Origin of the sequence: Herminiimonas aquatilis (assembly GCF_042665175.1) — a bacterium.
GTDB classification, from domain to species: domain Bacteria; phylum Pseudomonadota; class Gammaproteobacteria; order Burkholderiales; family Burkholderiaceae_D; genus Oxalicibacterium; species Oxalicibacterium aquatilis.
Map to the genome: position 1 here is coordinate 218,133 of NZ_JBHTCC010000003.1, position 17,959 is coordinate 236,091.

Sequence of the window (17,959 nt, forward strand, 5' to 3'; positions counted from 1 at the left end):
ATTGCCTGGGCGCACTCCAATTGAATAGTCATGGCTTGTTTGCCATTATTCGACAGGGGGAACGTCCTCATGAATGCACCGCAAGACACTGAAGGCAACGCTCAGAATAAAGGACTCAAGCCACCCAGCTTATTTCTGCTTGCACTAGAAAGTCGTGTTCCGCTGGAATTTGCCGCCTCCTTGCTATCGTTTCCTCTATTGAAAAATGTGCCCCGTGGCGACGGCCATCCGGTGATGGTCTTGCCGGGTCTAATGGCGGGAGATGCATTGACTTTATTCCTGCGTAAATTTTTGCAAAGCAGCGGTTACACGGCCTATGCATGGGAACAAGGTTTGAATCGCGGACCACGCGATGGTGTGCTGGACGCTTGCATTGCACGCGTCAAGGTGTTGAGTGAAAAGCATGGTCAAAAAGTCAGCCTGATCGGCTGGAGTCTGGGTGGGATTTTTGCACGTGAAATTGCAAAAGCATTACCGAACGATGTGCGCCAAGTGATTACTTTGGGATCGCCATTTGCCGGCCATCCTAAGGCGAATAATGTGTGGCGCATGTATCAGGCAGTTAGTGGAAAAACGGCCACCGATGATGTGCAAATTGCAGAGATCAAGAAGCCGCCACCAGTTCCATTCACCTCGATTTTCAGTCGCAGCGATGGTATTGTGTCGTGGCAATGTTGCGTCGAACAAGAAGGCGAGCAGTCTGAAAATATCGAGGTGCATGGCAGTCATACCGGTATGGTCGTCAATCCGATTGTTTTGTATACGATTGCCGATAGGCTCGCGCAAGCGGATGGGCAATGGCGACGCTTCGATAGCGGCGGTCATGAAGGGATTAAAAAGTATATTTATCGCGATCCAATGCGCGCATAAGTCCGCAACGATTAACCAATTTTTGAAAGTTTCAGCTTGCCCATTGCTAAAGTAAATGATCTCGACATCTGGTACGACACGCAAGGCGATCCGGCACATCCTCCGCTTTTATTGATTGTCGGTTTGGGGATGCAATCAGTCTCTTGGCCAGATTCTTTTTGCAACGGTTTGGTCGAGCGCGGTTTTTATCTGATTCGTTTCGATAATCGTGACAACGGTTTATCGACCAAGCTGCATCATCTGGGCAAGCCGAATACGCTGCTGGCCGTGATGAAAATGGCGCTGAGGATGAAGCTCGCCGCTGGCTACAAACTTGACGACATGGCGGCTGATGCGATCGGCCTGATGGATGCGCTTGATATTCCGAGAGCACACATCGTTGGCGCTTCTATGGGCGGCATGATCGCGCAAATCGTTGCGGCGCGTTATCCGGAACGCGTGCTAAGCCTGACTTCCATCATGTCTACCAGCGGCCGTCGCGGCTTGCCAGGACCCACGCGAGCAGCGCGGAAAGTACTTTTTTCGGCTGCTCCCGATCCGACCCAGCATGCTGCGCTCGTTGAACATTTCGTGCATACGATGCAGGTAATTGGCAGCCCGGCTTATCCAACGTCGTCAGAGATTTTGCGCGAACGCGTATCGCGCACCATAAAGCGCAGTCTGGAGCCGATCGCCACGACACGACAATTGCTGGCCATCGGCGCGTCCGGCGATCGGGTCGAACTTTTGAAACACATTGGGGCGCCAACTTTGGTCATACATGGCATTGACGATCCGCTGGTGCCGATTGCCGGAGGACGCGACACTTCACGCTTGATACCGAATGCAGTGATGGTGGAGATCCCGGGCATGGGACATGACTTGCCGGATCAACTGGCGGAAGAAATCACACAGAAAATTGCTGCACATTGCCATGCTGCCGATGCAGTCAGCGTGACCGTCGCTGCAATGGCTGAATAAATACATGAGCATTGCATTAAATCAGGATGTACGGCAATTGCTGCTTGCTCACAAGCCGGAAGGCCCGCTGGTCGCCATCGTTGCGCCTAGCGGCTATGCGCCGAATCCCGCTGCTGTTGAGTGCGGTCTCGCGACCCTGCAAGCGCAAGGCTGTCGCGTACGTAACTACACGGATGCATCGGGCAAGTTTCAACGCTTCGGTGCCAGCGACGACGCGCGCATTGCGCAACTATATGCGGCTGCGCGAGCCCCTGAAGTCGATGTCGTGCTGGCCTTGCGCGGCGGCTATGGCTTGACCCGTTTGTTGCCGGATCTGGATTTCGGCATGCTGGCCGCGAGTGGAAAATTGTTCGTCGGCCATAGCGATTTCACTGCATTGCAGATGGGTCTGCTGGCACAGACGGGGGCGACCAGTTTTTCCGGACCGATGTTGTGTGATGATTTTGTGCGGGATGAGTTGAGTGATTACACGATCAATCATTTTTGGCAGTGTTTGACGCAGTCTTCGCACACGGTTGTCGGTCATTCTGAAGACAATTCGCAGCTCTCCGTTACGGGCACTCTCTGGGGCGGCAATCTGGCGATGCTGACGCATCTGGTTGGTTCGCCGTGGTTGCCAAAGGTGCAAGGCGGTATTTTGTTCGTCGAAGACGTGAATGAACATCCGTATCGTGTGGAACGCATGATGTTGCAGTTATTGCATGCGGGTCTGCTGGACGATCAGCAGGCGATATTGCTGGGGGACTTCTCATCGTATCGGCTGACGGATTACGATAATGGATATGACTTTGCGCAGATGGTGGAGTATTTGCGGAAGCACTTGCCGGTGCCGGTGTTGACGGGCTTGCCGGTTGGACATGGCCCGGATAAGGCGACGATGGTGGTCGGTTCTCGTGCTGAGCTGGACTCTTCCAATGGGGCATTTTCTTTGACCATGAGTGGGTATCGTTCGTTGGCTGCTTGCTGATACTTTCTTTCTTCGTTGTTGACGTGTCGACCCCGCCGGCAGCTGAGCCAGCTAAAGAAAAATATAGATTTCAGCATCAAATCACCGCAAAAGGCAGCAAAAGCCACCGCCAAGCGCAGCCGACCCACCTCCACAATGGTAAAATGCCCGCCTATCCGAATTAATACCTCCAAAGGCTTTATCAGTGCTTTCCACAGCTAATATCACGATGCAGTTCGGCCCCAAGCCGTTGTTTGAAAACATTTCCGTCAAGTTTGGCGACGGCAACCGTTACGGCCTGATTGGTGCCAACGGCTGCGGCAAGTCCACTTTCATGAAAATCCTCGGCGGCGATCTGGATTCGACCGCAGGTACTGTCATGCTCGATCCGAACGAGCGCTTGGGTAAATTGCGCCAGGATCAGTTTGCTTTTGAAGAAATGCGCGTGTTGGACGTCGTGATGATGGGCCACACTGAAATGTGGGCAGCGATGGCAGAGCGCGATGCAATTTACGCGAATCCGGAAGCGACTGACGACGATTACATGAAGGCCGCGGATCTGGAGGCCAAGTTTGCCGAATACGACGGCTACACTGCGGAATCGCGTGCGGGTGAATTGTTGCTTGGAGCTGGCGTGTCTATCGACTTGCATCAGGGGCCGATGAGCAATGTGTCGCCAGGCTGGAAGTTGCGCGTGTTGCTGGCGCAGGCGCTGTTCTCGAATCCTGATATTTTGTTGCTCGACGAACCGACCAACAATCTGGACATCAACACGATTCGCTGGCTGGAAGATGTGCTCAACGAGCGCAATTCCACCATGATCATCATTTCCCATGATCGCCATTTCTTGAATCAGGTATGTACGCACGTTGCCGATATGGATTACGGTACCTTGAAGATTTATCCGGGTAACTACGACGAGTACATGTTTGCCTCAACGCAGGCGCGCAACCAGCAACTGGCAAACAACGCGAAAGCGAAAGACAAGGTTGCCGAGTTGCAGGAATTCGTACGTCGTTTTGCAGCGAATAAATCCAAGGCACGTCAGGCGACGTCGCGCGCCAAACAGATCGAGAAGATCAAGGTCGATGACATCAAGCCGTCGTCACGCGCTTATCCATTCGTGCGTTTTGACGGCGAGAAAAAATTGCATCGTCAAGCCGTTACGGTCGAAGGTATTTCGAAGGCATTTGATCGACAGTTGTTCAAAAACTTCAGCATCACTGTAGAGGCCGGTGAGCGCGTTGCGATCATCGGTGCCAACGGTGCCGGTAAAACTACCTTGTTGCGTTGCATAGGCGGCCAGGACATTGCAGGACTGGATGCTGATGGCGGCAGGGTCAAATGGGCGGAGAACGCCAATGTCGGCTACATGCCGCAAGATCCGACTGAAGATTTCGCAAGCGACAAAAACCTGACCGACTGGATCGGACAATGGACGCAAGAGGGCGACGACGATCAACAGGTTCGGTCGATTTTGGGGCGCTTGCTGTTTGGCGGCGACGACGTCAAGAAATCCGTCAAGGTATTGTCCGGTGGTGAAAAAGGCCGCATGACTTACGGCAAGCTTATGCTCGGTCGTCACAACGTCTTGCTGATGGATGAGCCAACCAATCACATGGATATGGAATCCATCGAGTCGCTGAACATTGCTCTGGAAAAATACGCCGGCACCCTGATTTTCGTTTCGCATGATCGCGAGTTCGTATCATCGCTGGCGACGCGCGTGCTGGAAGTGAAAGAAGACGGAATCGTCGACTTCCAAGGTACATACGAAGAGTATTTGACCAGCCAAGGCATTGATTAAAAAGCAGTCAGGGAAAAGCGCGACGTGGAAATCCCCGTCGCGCTTTTTTACGTTTGCATTGATATGCGCCAACGTCTTTCCCCCAAGTTTTACGGCAAATTCTCCTTGCTCCGAGGCATTCAACCTCAACATCAGAATGACGCTACAATTTGACTTCAATATCGTCACAGCCTAACAAGTTCATCGTGTTCAATCACTGACCAGCCATGCAAATCCAGCCAATCAAAACCATTGAGTTCGAACGTCCAGCGATGGACAACGGCAGCAGTTGTGTCGCCCACGCATGGGCCCGCACGCCTGCCACACCTACACCAGAAGAAAAAGTTGCCTTGAAGGAGCGCATCAAGCACTTGTTGAAAGAGCGCGAAGCCGTACTGGTCGCGCATTACTACGTGGATGCAGACTTGCAGGACCTGGCCGAGGAAACCGGTGGCTGCGTATCCGATTCGCTAGAGATGGCGCGCTTCGGGCGCGATCATCCAGCCAAGACGCTGGTGGTTGCAGGCGTCAAGTTCATGGGTGAAACGGCAAAAATTCTCAGCCCTGAAAAAACCATTTTGATGCCGGATCTGGATGCGACCTGTTCGCTCGATCTCGGCTGTCCTATCGATGAATTCAATGCCTTTTGCGATGCACATCCTGATCGCGTGGTCGTCGTGTATGCAAACACCAGCGCTGCAGTGAAGGCGCGCGCGGACTGGATGGTGACCTCGTCTATCGGCTTGAAGATTGTTGAGCATTTGCATGCACAGGGAAAGAAAATCCTGTGGGCACCGGACAAGCATTTGGGCGGCTATATCCAAAAGCAGACCGGTGCCGACATGCTGTTGTGGCAAGGTTCCTGTCTGGTGCATGATGAGTTCAAGGCAGTCGAGCTCGAACTGCTGAAGAAAGAACATCCTCTGGCAAAAGTACTGGTACATCCAGAATCGCCGGCTGCAGTGGTTGCATTGGCAGATGCCGTTGGTTCGACCTCGCAATTGATACACGCTGCACAAACCATGGATGCGCCCGAGTTTATTGTCGCGACCGACAATGGCATTCTGCACAAGATGAAAGCCGCCGCACCGGGCAAGATATTCATCGATGCGCCAACCGCCGGCAATAGCGCGACTTGCAAGAGCTGCGCGCATTGCCCGTGGATGGCAATGAATGGCTTGCAGAATCTGGCTGACGTGCTGGAATCGGGCCGTAATGAAATTCATGTCGATCCCGAACTCGGCCGCAAGGCAACCGTCTGTATCGATCGCATGCTGGATTTCGCAGCGGCGCAAAAAGCCAATGTGCGTCCATCCAGCGATCTGGCCAAAGAACAAAAACTGTTTTCAGGAATAGGTCCGGCATGAGTCTGTTGCGCAATCCATTTGCTCCTTTCGATGCTGCACTCAGGGCTGCATTTGAAGCCAATATCGAGACGGCGCTGGAAGAGGATGTCGGTACCGGCGACGTTACCGGCAAGCTGGTGCCCGAGCAGGAGATCGTCAACGCGCACGTGATCGTGCGCGAAGCAGCAGTGCTGTGCGGCGCGCCGTGGTTTGAAGCGGTCATGAAGCAGGTGGATGCGCATATCAAGATTGTCTGGCGTTATGCCGAAGGCGATCTGATGGCTGCTGATAGCGAAGTCTGCGCGATTGAAGCACCGGCGCGAGCCTTACTGACGGCTGAACGCGCAGCCTTGAATTTTTTACAGTTGTTATCGGGTGTTGCCACAGCCACGCGCGAATATGTAGTACTGGTTGCCGGTACCAAGGCAGCGATTCTGGATACGCGTAAAACGCTGCCCGGCTTGCGTCTGGCTCAGAAATACGCAGTGCGTGTAGGCGGCGGCAAGAATCAGCGCCTGGCCCTGTATGACGGCATCCTGATCAAGGAGAATCACATTGCTGCAGCTGGTGGCGTGAAGGCTGCCATGCAGGCCGCGCTGGCTTTGAATGCTGGGGTCACCATACAAATAGAGGTGGAAGACTTGCAGCAATTGCAGGATGCACTGTCGGCAGGTGCGCAATCGGTATTGCTGGATAATTTTTCGTTGCAGATGATGCGCGAAGCTGTCTCGCTGACAAACGGACGTGCGGTGCTGGAAGCATCGGGCGGTGTCAATCGTGATTCGGTCAGGGCGATTGCAGAGACCGGTGTTGATCGTATTTCGATTGGCGGTTTGACCAAGGATGTGCGGGCTACGGATTATTCTTTGCGGATAATCGAAGCTAAATAGGATGTGTGTTTTTTGAACAAGCCGCTTTATGCGGCTTTTTTATTGCTATTGTGGTTTTGAAGTTTGATTTTAGTTGCTGATTCCGACATTTTTTCATGGCTAATGGCTGGAGAGAGCCTGGCGAAGAAATAAACGCGTCAACTCCCTCAATACGCAAAACATCAAACATCAAAACCACTCGGCAGAATCTTCGATCCCGCCAGGCACATTCGCAGCCGCATCCTGTTCCATTTTCAACCAAATCTCGAACTGCTCCGCCGGCATAGGTTTACCAAAGTAGTAGCCCTGCAACTCATCGCAGCCGGCGGCACACAGCAGGTTGACGTCCTGCTCCAGCTCCACGCCTTCGGCGACGACTTGAAGGCCCAGAGTATGGCCGAGGCCGATGATGGCGTTGGTGACCGCCAGGTTATGCGATGAGATGTGGATGTTTTGCACGAAGGATTTGTCAATTTTCAGACGGTCGATCGGGAACTGATACAGGTAGTTCAGGCTGGAATAACCGGTGCCGAAGTCGTCGATCGACAAGGAGAATCCCAGCGCCTTGATTTCTTCCAGGGCCTTGATCGTGGCCGGTACGTTGTCCATCAGGATGGATTCGGTCAATTCAAGCTCGATATGGCGAGCATCCGCAGGAATATCTTTCAGCGCGTGTTCCAGCACTTTCAGCAAACCGCCTTCTTTCAGTTGCACTGCTGACAGATTGATCGATACCGGTATCTGGCCGAAACCGCTGGCGTTCCACGCGACGTGCTGGCGCATCGCTTCGCGTATGATCCACGCGCCTATCGGGACAATCAGACCGGATTCTTCCGACACGGGGATGAAGTTTGCCGGCAGGATCATGCCTTCACTCGGATGCTGCCAGCGCACCAGACTTTCGACGCCGGCCAGCCGGCCTGTCATCGCATTGATGCGCGGCTGATAATAGAGCACCAGTTCGTTGCGCTCTACGGCATGGCGCAGATCGCTTTCCAGATGCATGCGTTTGACGACGCGGTCATTGAGTTCGGCCGTAAAGAACTGCGCATTGTTGCGGCCGCTTTCTTTGGCCTGATACATCGCGGAATCGGCATGGCGCATCAGCAAGTCGATGTCGCCGCCGTCGTCCGGGTACAGCGCTATTCCTATGCTGCACGAGATATATAGTTCCATGCCATCGACAATGTGCGCCTGTTGCAGGCGCGGGATCATGCGTTGCTCGACCAGCTTGCCGACTTCTTCCGCGCTTTCCACGTTGTTGAGAACGATGACGAATTCATCGCCACCGAGGCGGCTGACGGTGTCGCCTTCGCGCACGGTATCGACCAGACGACGTGCGACAGAAATCAGCAAGCCGTCGCCGATGTGATGACCCATGGAGTCGTTGATATTTTTGAATCTGTCTAGGTCAATAAACAAGACTGCGACCATGCTGTCGGCGCGCCTGGCTTGCTGGATCGCCATCTGCAGCCGTTCATCGAACAGAAAACGATTTGGTAATGCCGTCAGTACATCATGATGCGCAAGATAGTGAATGCGCTGTTCATTGGCCTTGCGCTCGCTGATATCGAGCGACATCGCGATGTAATGCTGGATTTCTCCCTGTTTGTCGCGCACGGCATTCATCACCAGCCAGGCCGGATAAGATTCGCCATCCTTGCGGTTTATCCACATTTCGCCTTGCCATGAGCCCTTGGTCGATGTCGTGTGCGCCAGTGTCTTTGAAAAGTTTTTTTGATTGCGGTTCGACAACAGCATCATGCTGTATTTGCCGATCAGCTCATGCAATTCATAGCCTGTGTTACGGGAGAATGCGCGGTTGACGGTGACGATGCGACCGCTGGCATCGATGATGACGATGCTCTCGGACGAGGCTTCAAATACTTTGGCCCACAATTCCAGCCGCCGTTCCAGGTACTTCATGTGATTAATCGGCGTAAAAGTCGTCAGTACCGCAGGTTGACCCTGATAGTCGAGACAGCGTGCAGACACCAGCGCCCACGAAGGTTTTTCGCCGCCGGTCCAGCGCACTTCAAATTCATCGACGGTATCGGTATCATGCAAGCGCTGGAAAAATCGTGCTCGCAGCGCGGGTAGCATGCCGGTTTTCCACGGGTTTTCATCGCGCCCTCCCAGCCAAGCGCGGGCGGCGTCGTTTGCATGCAAGACCGCATGGTCGGGAATCGACGTCACCATCAGCGGAATCGGAATCGCTTCGACCAGTTCATGCTGCGCTTGCGCTGCACGTGTCTGCGCGACCATTTCCTGTTGCGCGATGCGGTGCTGATCCAGTTGCTGCAACATGCCGTTGAAGCCGGTAACCAGACGGCCAATTTCATCGGTGCTGTCCCAAGATGAGCGCAAGGAGTAATCGCCGGAACGCCGCACATTGTCTGCCACGCGTGCCAGGTTGCGGATGGGTAGGGCGATCTGGCGTGCGACAAAAAATACCAGACTCAGAATTACCAACAGTAGCAATGCAGCGGTACCCAGATGTTGCCACATGCGGCTATACGCTTGCGCTATACGTTCTTCCAGCAGTCTGTGCATCTGTCGGTCGGCAGCGATCCATGCAGTGTGCAAATCGCGTATCGCAGCAATTCTCAATGCTTGATAGTCGGCATCGGTTTCATCGACATTGATGATGCCGGCCATGGCTTGGCTGGCCACGCGAAAACGCTGGATGGACACCAGCAAATCATGACGTGATTTATCCAGTTCAGAGTGCAGTGTCGGACGGCTGGCGGCGAATGCCTCATCGTAATCGCTCTGAATTCCCTTGGTCGTGGCATCCAGCCTACCTTCGAGAATCAGAAAGCGTGTCTGTTGCACAGGCCTATTTTCGTCGTAGATTTTTGGCAGTTGCGCGGCCAGGTCGCCGGTACGGTCCAGCAATTCCAGTAATTCCGGAAAGCGCAGAACAATCAGCGACATTGTGTAATAGCTGTCCAGATCGGGGTCCAGAATCAGATTGGACTGGTTGCCTATGCGTGTCAGCAAGGCGCGGCCTTGCGCGAAAGCATCGTCAGTTTGGGTCAGCGTATCGCGCCCTGGTTGCGTTGCCTGCAGGGATTTGGCATAAATCTCTGCCAGCTCACTACTCCCCATTTCATCGCCGTATTTTTTTTCCGCAGCGCGGATTGCTTGTGCGTGTTGTGCCGCCTTTGGCTTATCGTTTGCGAGTTGTACCGACGCGATTAGCGCTTCACGGACGGCCGCGATGTAATAATTACCGATGATTTCTTTGTTGGAGAAATTGATGGCGATGAATTTTTCATGAATCAGGATGCCGGAAATGAAGATGACCGCGGTCAAATCGAGAAAGTAAATCAGTGCCAGCTTGCGCCCGACTGTCAGACCACCGATTAATTTTGTAATACTTTTCTTCATTTTGACTATCAGCCAACAGAGGTATGTTCTTTATCAGCAATGGGCGTGCCATCGATTCCGATTGCGAAGTGAGGATATGGGGTTGATCCAATCCCATAACGGTGCGTGAATCTGCAGCAATAATTTCTTTTGCGCAATTTTCGTGCGCCGTCGAGGATACAGGAAAATAGTGGCCATTTTCGCACCTTAGCGAGGCGTGCAGGCAATTGTGTCTGTGAGATTTTTAAATGTTAATTTCCGTTAAAGATAGACGGTAACGGAAAATTTGAATGTCGCATGCAGCCTTGATGCGATATGATTAATTTCATGTTTGCATCATATTTTCATTGGAAAGAAGTTCGTTAATGCACGCCATCAAACCTGTGATTCAACTGGCCAAGGAACGTGCGCTATTCCGATTTTCAGCTCTAGCTGCTCGCATGCTGCAGGAAGCGAATGCCAGCATCCGACAAGTAAGCCCCAGCGCCGGCTCGGCGAACGAACAAAAGACACTTTCGGCTGCGAAGGAATGGCTGGCAACTCAGGAAGTTCCTTTTCTCAAGCGCTTGAATGCAAGTTATTCCGGTTATGTTGAGCGCGGCATGCAAACCATGTATCGCGATCTGCGGCACGAATTGCAGGATGCATCCGTCAATACCTGGGCTCTGATCGACGACGAAACCATTACCCGCCAGATCGAAGTGGAACGCCGCGTGCTACGTTTGCGCGATGCCGATCAACTGAGTCTCGGTCGTTTGAATTTGATGATCGCGCAACTGCATGATGAGCATGACGTGCGGGAGCGGGAAAACCCTTTCCGTCCGTATCTGATGGCGCGTGCCTTGCACGATGTATTGTGTTCCATGTGCAGCACCAGCGATCTGTGTGCGATGTTGTTCGATCACATGTCGGGGGCACTGGCAACCGAACTGCCGGAATACTTTGCTGCTATCCGGGAAGTGTTTGAATCGAACGGCGTGCATGCGCGCCTGCTGGCGCGTCCAGCCTCCATGAATCGCCGCGATCGTGCAATGCTGATGCCGCAGGGGCAGAATTTCCCGCAAGTGATCTATGCTGGAACCCCGTCTGCCGGTGGCGATCAAGCCGCGCATCCGGGTATGAGTTCAGGTGGCAGTTCGGGTGGCAACGCAGTGAGCAACGCAGGCAATCTTTCTGGAAGTTCTGCGACTTCTTATCAGAGTAATTATTCCTCTAACCACGCAGGCAACCAGGCCGGACACTATCCGTCCGGTTTTTCCTTGCCGCCAGCACTGGAACAGATGTTGGCGCTGATGCAGCAACGCTCATCCGATGCAGATAATGTGTTGCGCACGCCAGAGCAGGACGGGCAGGCTGCTTTGCAGGATTTTGTCTGGAAGATATTCAGTCAGGTTGCGCCTGATCGGATCCCATCCCATCCGCGTCATGCGGATAAAGCTCCCGACGAATTTCGCCCGGTTACTGATGACGACGTGTCCAAGCCGCATCCGTTGACCGGTCAATTGCATCGCTTGCAACAGGAAGCCATCGCGCGTGACGATTCCACTGAGTTGCTCGATCTGCACAGCGCACTGGAAACTGAAAGACTGAGCGAGATGGAGCGCATGGCGATGGATGTGGTCGCGATGCTGTTCACGTTCATCGCCAATGATGTGTCGATACCAGGTGCATATCGCGTCACGATCACGCGTTTGCAAGTGCCTTTCCTGAAGGCTGCGTTGCTAGTGCCACGTATTCTGGAACAAGCTGATAACGCGCCGAGAAAATTACTCAATCGCATGGCATCGCTGGCCATCGGACTGGATGTCTCGACCCCACTGGGGATTGAAATTCATGCCGAGATGGTTGCTACCGTCGAAAAAATCCTGAATGATTTCAAGACCGATTTGATTGTTTTTGCCGATACATTGGCGCAATTTGATGAGGCAATGGCGAGAATCCTGCGGGAATCCGATGCGGAAATACTGCGTGTCATCCAGGCGCTGGACGAAGCTGAAAAAGATCCGCAACGTTATGACGTATTGATTGTTGAAACCGTCAATGTGCTGCGTGAGCGGCTGCAGACGATACAGACAGATAAACGTGCCGTCGATTTCCTGATCACGATTTGGTCACGCGTACTGGTGCATGCAAATGAAGATGAGAACATCGACAGCCAGCCTTACCGCGATGTCATTCCCGAACTGATCTGGAGTGTGCATCAGCACGATTTGACTGAGCGCAGTGCGCTGATGAAGCTATTGCCCAAGCTGGTAAGGCAGGTCAAGCAGGGAATGAAACTGATAGCGCTGCCTGAGGTAGAAACCAAGCAGGCGATCGATGATCTTATTGCGATGCATGCAACTGTGTTGGGGATGATACAAGCGACGCCGCTCAAGGCCTCGGTCAAGCTGGAGACCCTGCATCAGCATTTCGCATCATTGCGTATCGGTAGTGGGAATGAAGAAGCTGCCGCGATCCATGCGCCAACGGTATCGCAGGTTCGCCTGGAATCCGCTTTGTGCAAGTTCAACGTCGCTGCACATCAGCATCTGGACAACGATATGGGCACCTTGCTCAGCTCGGATGCCGGTTGGCTGGGCGGCATGCAAGCGGGAACGGTGGTCGAATGGTGGGCTGATAATCTCTATCAGCCTTCCCGATTGATGTGGGTAAATCCGCAGCAGTCGTTTTATTTGTTTCAGCTGGCTGCCTCTCACGCGCAGCCGCGTTTGCTGATTTACTCGTCGATTTCCCTGATCAAGGCGTTGCGCGAAGGGTCGATAGGCATGATCGAATACGCTCCTGTCTTCGATCGCGCCATCGAATCGCTGCTGGACGTTGCCGAAGTCCAGCAGCCGCTGACGGTCTAAACAAGTATTTTTTGACCTTGTTGTTCTTCTCTTGTTCTTACTTGATGATCCTGTAGCAGGGCACGTAGGCCTTGCCCGGCAGCTTCATCCGGCTTTGTGCAACGAATGCCGACAACAGCGCGTCCATCGGCTCCATGATCTCGAGGTCGCCGCTGATTTCAAATAGCCCGTGTTTTTCAATCGAGCGTATGCCGCTGTCCTTGACATTGCCTGCCACCACGCCCGAGAACGCGCGACGCAGATTGGCTGCCAGCAAGTGGCTGGCCTGGTTCTTGTGCAGGGACAGATTGCGCATGTTTTCATGTGTAGGGAAAAACGGCTGCTGGAACGGGTGATCGATTTTCAGCGTCCAGTTGAAGTAATACGCATCCCCTTTGCTCTTGCGGAACTCGCGTACTTGCGCAATGCCAGCCTGCATTTCCTGCGCCACCTGGGCCGGATCGTTGACGATGATCTTGTACAGTGCTTGCGCCTTCGGTCCCAAAGTCGCTCCAATGAATTCATCGATCTGCTTGAAGTAATCCACTGAATTGGCCGGGCCGGTAAAAAGCAGCGGAAAGGGCAGGCCTGCATTGTCCGGATGCAGCAGGATGCCGAGGATGTACAGAATTTCTTCGGCCGTGCCTGCGCCACCTGGAAAAACCACGATGCCGTGCCCGGCGCGTACAAACGCTTCCAGGCGTTTTTCGATATCCGGCATGATGACCAGATCGTTCACGATAGGGTTAGGCGCTTCTGCCGCGATGATGCCAGGCTCGGAAATGCCGAGGTAACGTCCGGTTGAAATCCGCTGTTTGGCGTGACCTATCGTTGCGCCTTTCATCGGACCTTTCATTGCGCCCGGGCCGCAACCGGTGCAAATGTCCATATCGCGCAAGCCGATTTCGTAGCCCACTTTTTTGGAGTAGTCATACTCCTCGCGTGAGATCGAGTGGCCACCCCAGCAGACCACCAGCTTGGGGTTGAGGTTTGGATGCAGCGCATTGGCATTGCGCAGGATGCTGAATACCGAGTCGCTGATGCCGGCAGAAGATTCCAGGTCGAAGGTCGGGTTGGAAATAATTTCGTCGTGGATGTACAGCACATCGCGCAAGACCGAGAACAGGTGCTCGTGTATGCCCTTGATCATTTTTCCGTCAACAAAGGCGGTGGCGGGTGCGCCCTTGATATCGAGCTTGATGCCGCGTTCACGCTGGATGATGCTGATATCGAAAGACTTGTAGCGCTCGAGCAATTCCTTGCCGTCATCTGTGGTGCTGCCGCTGTTCAGTACTGCCAGTGCACAGTTGCGGAACAGACTGTAAAGACCGCCGTTGCGGGTGTCTAGGAGTCTTTGTACTTCGGCCTTGGAGAGAATATCCAGGCGACCTTCAGGTGAGAGTTGGGTGTCGATTACTTCGTATTCCATGAGTGCTTAGCTTCCGGATAATTGGATCGGGTGCGCCATTTTAATGCGCAAACAGTCTGACGTCTGTGTTTGATTTTGCCTGCCTTAAGACAAGTTGCAGAGGCAGGCTGACGTGAGGAGTGGTGCCTGCAAGAGCTGTCGAAATCTTGATTTCGACAGCTCTTGCCAGGAGGAGGTGCAGATGACGACTGGTCGCCGACTTGATTACCTAGTTTCTTGGGGAGAAATCGAATGCCGCCTTCAAAGCCTGGTAGGCCTTTTGTGCAACCATCGTGTGTACGGGAGGTGCAACATTGACGATGACCGCATACAGATCGCCGGCTGCAGCATCGCCGGAAACGCCGGGAATCCCTTTGCCCCTGAGACGCAATTTGCGGCCGGGCATGGAGCCGGGCGGAATTGATAACTGTATCGAGCCCTCAGGTGTCGGCACATTGACAATCGTACCTACTGCGGCAAGAGCTGACGTTAATGGAATATCGAAATAGAGATCACGTCCCTGTATCCGATAACGGCGATGCGGGCGGATCACGACTTCCAGATACAGATCGCCGGCCTTGCCTTCGCCCATGCCGGGAAATCCCTGGCCTGCGAGTCGCAAAGTCTGGCCGGCACGTATGCCTTTTGGTACGCTGACCTTCAACGTGCGCTTGGAAACCATCGGCATGCCGTATTCATCGGTGACGTAGGTCGGCATCGAAATGCTGCAAGCAGTGCCGCGGAAGGTGTCTTCCAGATCGATCTGGACCTTGGCATGCTGATCGCTGCCATGCACATTGATGGCGCGATGTTTTGGGGGCACCGAATTGGGCCTGCCCATTACCTCATCCAGAATCCCGCTGAAATTGCCATCGCTGCGCTTGTCTGCGCGTGCATCCGTTTTCCAGTCGCTGCGCGGAGCACTGCGGCTGGCGGTAGTTTTCGCCGTTTTAGGGTCCGTGCGCGTGTCTTTCTTTGCATCAAAACCTTGGCTGCGTGCAGCTTGCGGCGGCACTTCCTTGCGGGTATAGAAAAATCCCGATATCTGGTCGTATTCCAGACGTTTTTCAGGGTCTTTCAATACCTTGTAGGCTTCGCCAACTTCCTTGAAACGCAATTCTGCCAGCGCCTCGCGGCTGACGTCAGGGTGATATTTGCGTGCCAGCTTGCGATACGCGTCCTTTATCAATGCCTGCGTCGCATCGCGCGGCACCCCTAGTATTTGGTAGTAGTCCTTTGATTTCATTGTCAGATTTCGTAACTCTCAGCTGAGCGTATGCCATCGTTAGGGAATATGTTCTTGGTGGAAAAACGTTCTTTCCGCAAGAGCATTCTGACATTATCCGCATCCGGCCGAAAGGGTGAATAGGGCGACTATTGCTTGTCAATTAAGGCAATAGCCGAACAAAAACCAGTGGTTCTGCCGCGCAAGCTACCTGCCATTTTGGTCATGGACGGTGGCTGAGCGAGCATGAAAAGCGACAATTCAGCTATGTCTATTGTGCTTTGAAGGGCATACTCTCAACTTCGTTCAATAAACGACATTTTTAAGTTGAAAAAGAGTTATGACCTACGAAGAATATCTGGATGAAGTCACTACATTGCTGACTGAAATGTACGATTTGACTGACGCTGCTGCGATCAAGCACGTGATGCGCGCCCAATCTGCCGATTTTTTTACGCTGCACGACGATGATCCCGCCATGCGCACCCAGGAGCGTGCGGTGGAAGATGCGAAGACCATTTTCAAGCAGCGCAATGTATCCAAGCCGGAAATTTTCAAGAAATAAGGCGCTGCAGTCCTGTATAGGTAATCCTGACGGGCAGCACTGATAGATCGCGCCAATCTGCCAGATCATGGCTAACTGTCCGGCCCGCGCCATCGCATTGTGTTTTCTCGGGCGGCTTGATTATCCGTGCATCGACATGCATCTTTGAAAAGTCGCCGTTCCATGCGTTAGCATCCCGCCTGTATGTGGCGGTTTTTTATTTCCCCTGTTTGTATTGGCAACGCCTCTGTGAGTGAACAATCAATTATCAGCTGGAGTGAAGCGGGCGCAGAACGTGCGGCGCGCTGGCAGTCTGAAAACAAGTCGGCTGCGCCAAAACGCGTGGTCATCGCCGATGACAAGATGACGGCCGACTCAGCCTTTCGACTGGCCAGCGAAGGCAATGCGCTGCTGTGGCGCGGCGATTATCAAAATGCGCGGCAGTTGCTGCAAGCCATCGCGCGCCGCACTGAACGCCGCAGCGACGCCAAAAAGAATAAAACTGCGACCTCACCGCTGGATGCATTCAATCTGCATAGGCAGGCGCAATCGCAGCGGGCTCGTACGCTGGGTATGTTGCTGATAGAAGTCGGTGCCGATTACACGATCAACCTGCGACGTGCACCTGACATCAAACTCGCCTGTAACGAAGCGTATGGTGCCAGCAACGGCCCGTTCGTTGTTTCGCTGCGGGAAATACTCGGCTTGATCGGTGCGCATGAATGGCGCAAGAACGGCGTTGACATTCCCGCATTGAATGCGCGTATCCATCCTCACTACGGTGTGTTTTCCCCGGTGCGTGGCGAATATTTGAATCTGATCGCCGAAGCGCCATTGCCGACCACCAAACTGGCATTCGATATCGGGACCGGCACCGGCGTGATTGCCGCCTTGCTAGCGCAACGTGGCGTCGAAAAGGTGATCGCCACCGATCAGGATGCGCGTGCGCTGGCCTGTGCCCGTGAAAATTTGCTGCGCCTGGATTTGCGTGATCGGGTGGACGTGATAGAGGCAGATTTATTCCCTGCAGGCAAGGCGGCACTGATCGTCTGCAATCCGCCATGGATACCGGCCCGGCCGAATTCCTCGATCGAATATGCGATCTATGATCCTGACAGCCGCATGTTGCGCGGTTTTCTCAATGGCCTGCCAGAACATCTGGAACCTAAAGGCGAGGGCTGGCTGATTCTGTCGGACCTGGCCGAACACCTGGGATTGCGCACGCGTGAAGCATTGCAGCAGATGATAGACGACGCTGGATTGAAGCTCATCAAGCGCATGGATATCAAGCCGACGCATCCACGTGCCGCAGATGAAAGCGATCCCTTGCACAAAGCGCGCTCGGCGGAAGTAACATCCTTGTGGCGTCTGGCAGTGCGCTGATCGCATGTCAGGCGGAGATTTCAGACCTTGATTTCAGGTCTTGATTTCAAGCAGCGCATTTCAAGCAGAGCTGCACATGGCTTCACGTTTTATAATTTTTATTTTTCAGAAATACAGATTCAGGAACCACGATGAGCAACAAACCCGCCCGCATCCTTACCTTTAAATGCAACAAGTGCACCAAGCCCGTCCAGGTATTTTTGCAAAAGGTCTCGGCCTGTTCGCATATCCAGCCTTATCAAGGCATCTGCGTTTGCGGCGAAGTCAGGCGTCATGCAACCGGTCAGAAAGATGCGGTTGAATCGTATCTGGCGTCCGAAGACGGCAGCTGGTCGCATCATCATTGATTGATAGCCGGGCTCCCTGATTGGGAAGGCAGGAGACTCAACCTGCTTCCAGCATCAGCGCGTGTCGGATTG

Annotated in this window: 13 protein-coding genes; 10 read left to right on the forward strand and 3 right to left on the reverse strand. The window is 53.5% G+C overall.

The window, feature by feature from the left end; all coding sequences use genetic code 11:
- Positions 1–69: 69 nt before the first annotated feature.
- The 6 genes from ACFQO0_RS13485 to nadC all read left to right on the forward strand — a co-directional run bounded on the left by ACFQO0_RS13485 (position 70) and on the right by nadC (position 6,798).
- A complete protein-coding gene (locus ACFQO0_RS13485) occupies positions 70–870 on the forward strand; it encodes an esterase/lipase family protein (protein ID WP_382235476.1) in 801 nt (266 codons plus the stop codon).
- Between the two features lie 36 nt (positions 871–906).
- The gene (locus tag ACFQO0_RS13490; RefSeq protein ID WP_382235478.1) at positions 907–1,830 is read left to right on the forward strand and encodes an alpha/beta fold hydrolase; all 924 of its coding nucleotides are present in this window, start codon (positions 907–909) and stop codon (positions 1,828–1,830) included.
- 4 nt (positions 1,831–1,834) lie between these two features.
- Positions 1,835–2,797 (forward strand): muramoyltetrapeptide carboxypeptidase, encoded by a 963-nt coding sequence (ldcA, locus tag ACFQO0_RS13495; protein ID WP_382235480.1) that lies wholly within the window; start codon positions 1,835–1,837, stop codon positions 2,795–2,797.
- A gap of 184 nt (positions 2,798–2,981) precedes the next feature.
- The gene (locus tag ACFQO0_RS13500) at positions 2,982–4,583 is read left to right on the forward strand and encodes an ABC-F family ATPase (protein ID WP_382235482.1); all 1,602 of its coding nucleotides are present in this window, start codon (positions 2,982–2,984) and stop codon (positions 4,581–4,583) included.
- A 206-nt stretch (positions 4,584–4,789) separates the two neighbouring features.
- Positions 4,790–5,929 (forward strand): quinolinate synthase NadA, encoded by a 1,140-nt coding sequence (gene nadA, locus ACFQO0_RS13505; RefSeq protein ID WP_382235484.1) that lies wholly within the window; start codon positions 4,790–4,792, stop codon positions 5,927–5,929.
- Complete coding sequence (nadC, locus tag ACFQO0_RS13510; RefSeq protein ID WP_382235486.1) at positions 5,926–6,798, forward strand: carboxylating nicotinate-nucleotide diphosphorylase; 873 nt, start codon at positions 5,926–5,928, stop codon at positions 6,796–6,798. The genes nadA and nadC overlap by 4 nt, the downstream gene beginning before the upstream one ends.
- 168 nt (positions 6,799–6,966) lie before the next feature.
- Here the strand turns inward: nadC and ACFQO0_RS13515 are convergent, their stop codons facing one another.
- Entirely contained in the window at positions 6,967–10,170 is a 3,204-nt protein-coding gene (locus ACFQO0_RS13515; RefSeq protein WP_382235488.1) for a bifunctional diguanylate cyclase/phosphodiesterase, read from the reverse strand.
- A gap of 344 nt (positions 10,171–10,514) precedes the next feature.
- On the opposite strand from ACFQO0_RS13515, the gene ACFQO0_RS13520 reads away from it, so the two are divergent.
- On the forward strand, positions 10,515–13,001 hold the full coding sequence (locus ACFQO0_RS13520; protein ID WP_382235489.1) for a DUF1631 family protein: 2,487 nt from the start codon (positions 10,515–10,517) through the stop codon (positions 12,999–13,001).
- A gap of 37 nt (positions 13,002–13,038) precedes the next feature.
- Here ACFQO0_RS13520 and ppnN read toward each other — a convergent pair whose 3' ends face one another.
- On the reverse strand, positions 13,039–14,409 hold the full coding sequence (ppnN, locus tag ACFQO0_RS13525; RefSeq protein ID WP_382235491.1) for a nucleotide 5'-monophosphate nucleosidase PpnN: 1,371 nt from the start codon (positions 14,407–14,409) through the stop codon (positions 13,039–13,041).
- 208 nt (positions 14,410–14,617) lie between these two features.
- The gene (locus tag ACFQO0_RS13530) at positions 14,618–15,634 is read right to left on the reverse strand and encodes a DnaJ C-terminal domain-containing protein (protein WP_382235493.1); all 1,017 of its coding nucleotides are present in this window, start codon (positions 15,632–15,634) and stop codon (positions 14,618–14,620) included.
- 319 nt (positions 15,635–15,953) lie between these two features.
- Between ACFQO0_RS13530 and ACFQO0_RS13535 the strand changes: the two genes are divergently transcribed.
- The 3 genes from ACFQO0_RS13535 (at position 15,954) to ACFQO0_RS13545 (ending at position 17,887) form a co-directional block, all read left to right on the forward strand.
- Positions 15,954–16,178: a hypothetical protein gene (locus ACFQO0_RS13535; protein ID WP_382235495.1), complete on the forward strand. Its 225-nt coding sequence runs from the start codon at positions 15,954–15,956 to the stop codon at positions 16,176–16,178.
- A 228-nt stretch (positions 16,179–16,406) separates the two neighbouring features.
- Positions 16,407–17,540, forward strand: coding sequence for a methyltransferase (locus ACFQO0_RS13540; RefSeq protein ID WP_382235497.1), 1,134 nt, complete (start codon positions 16,407–16,409; stop codon positions 17,538–17,540).
- 131 nt (positions 17,541–17,671) lie between these two features.
- Positions 17,672–17,887 carry a hypothetical protein gene (locus tag ACFQO0_RS13545; RefSeq protein WP_382235499.1) on the forward strand — a complete coding sequence of 72 codons (216 nt, stop codon included), beginning with the start codon at positions 17,672–17,674 and terminating at the stop codon, positions 17,885–17,887.
- Positions 17,888–17,959 lie beyond the last annotated feature (72 nt).

Excerpts from the sequence above, each read along its gene's own strand:
- ACFQO0_RS13515 (WP_382235488.1), bottom strand. The coding sequence starts at position 10,170 with ATGAAGAAAAGTATTACAAAATTAATCGGTGGTCTGACAGTCGGGCGC.
- ACFQO0_RS13545 (WP_382235499.1), top strand. The coding sequence starts at position 17,672 with ATGAGCAACAAACCCGCCCGCATCCTTACCTTTAAATGCAACAAGTGC.
- ppnN (WP_382235491.1), bottom strand. The coding sequence starts at position 14,409 with ATGGAATACGAAGTAATCGACACCCAACTCTCACCTGAAGGTCGCCTG.
- ldcA (WP_382235480.1), top strand. The coding sequence starts at position 1,835 with ATGAGCATTGCATTAAATCAGGATGTACGGCAATTGCTGCTTGCTCAC.
- ACFQO0_RS13530 (WP_382235493.1), bottom strand. The coding sequence starts at position 15,634 with ATGAAATCAAAGGACTACTACCAAATACTAGGGGTGCCGCGCGATGCG.
- ACFQO0_RS13520 (WP_382235489.1), top strand. The coding sequence starts at position 10,515 with ATGCACGCCATCAAACCTGTGATTCAACTGGCCAAGGAACGTGCGCTA.
- ACFQO0_RS13485 (WP_382235476.1), top strand. The coding sequence starts at position 70 with ATGAATGCACCGCAAGACACTGAAGGCAACGCTCAGAATAAAGGACTC.
- nadA (WP_382235484.1), top strand. The coding sequence starts at position 4,790 with ATGCAAATCCAGCCAATCAAAACCATTGAGTTCGAACGTCCAGCGATG.
- nadC (WP_382235486.1), top strand. The coding sequence starts at position 5,926 with ATGAGTCTGTTGCGCAATCCATTTGCTCCTTTCGATGCTGCACTCAGG.
- ACFQO0_RS13535 (WP_382235495.1), top strand. The coding sequence starts at position 15,954 with ATGACCTACGAAGAATATCTGGATGAAGTCACTACATTGCTGACTGAA.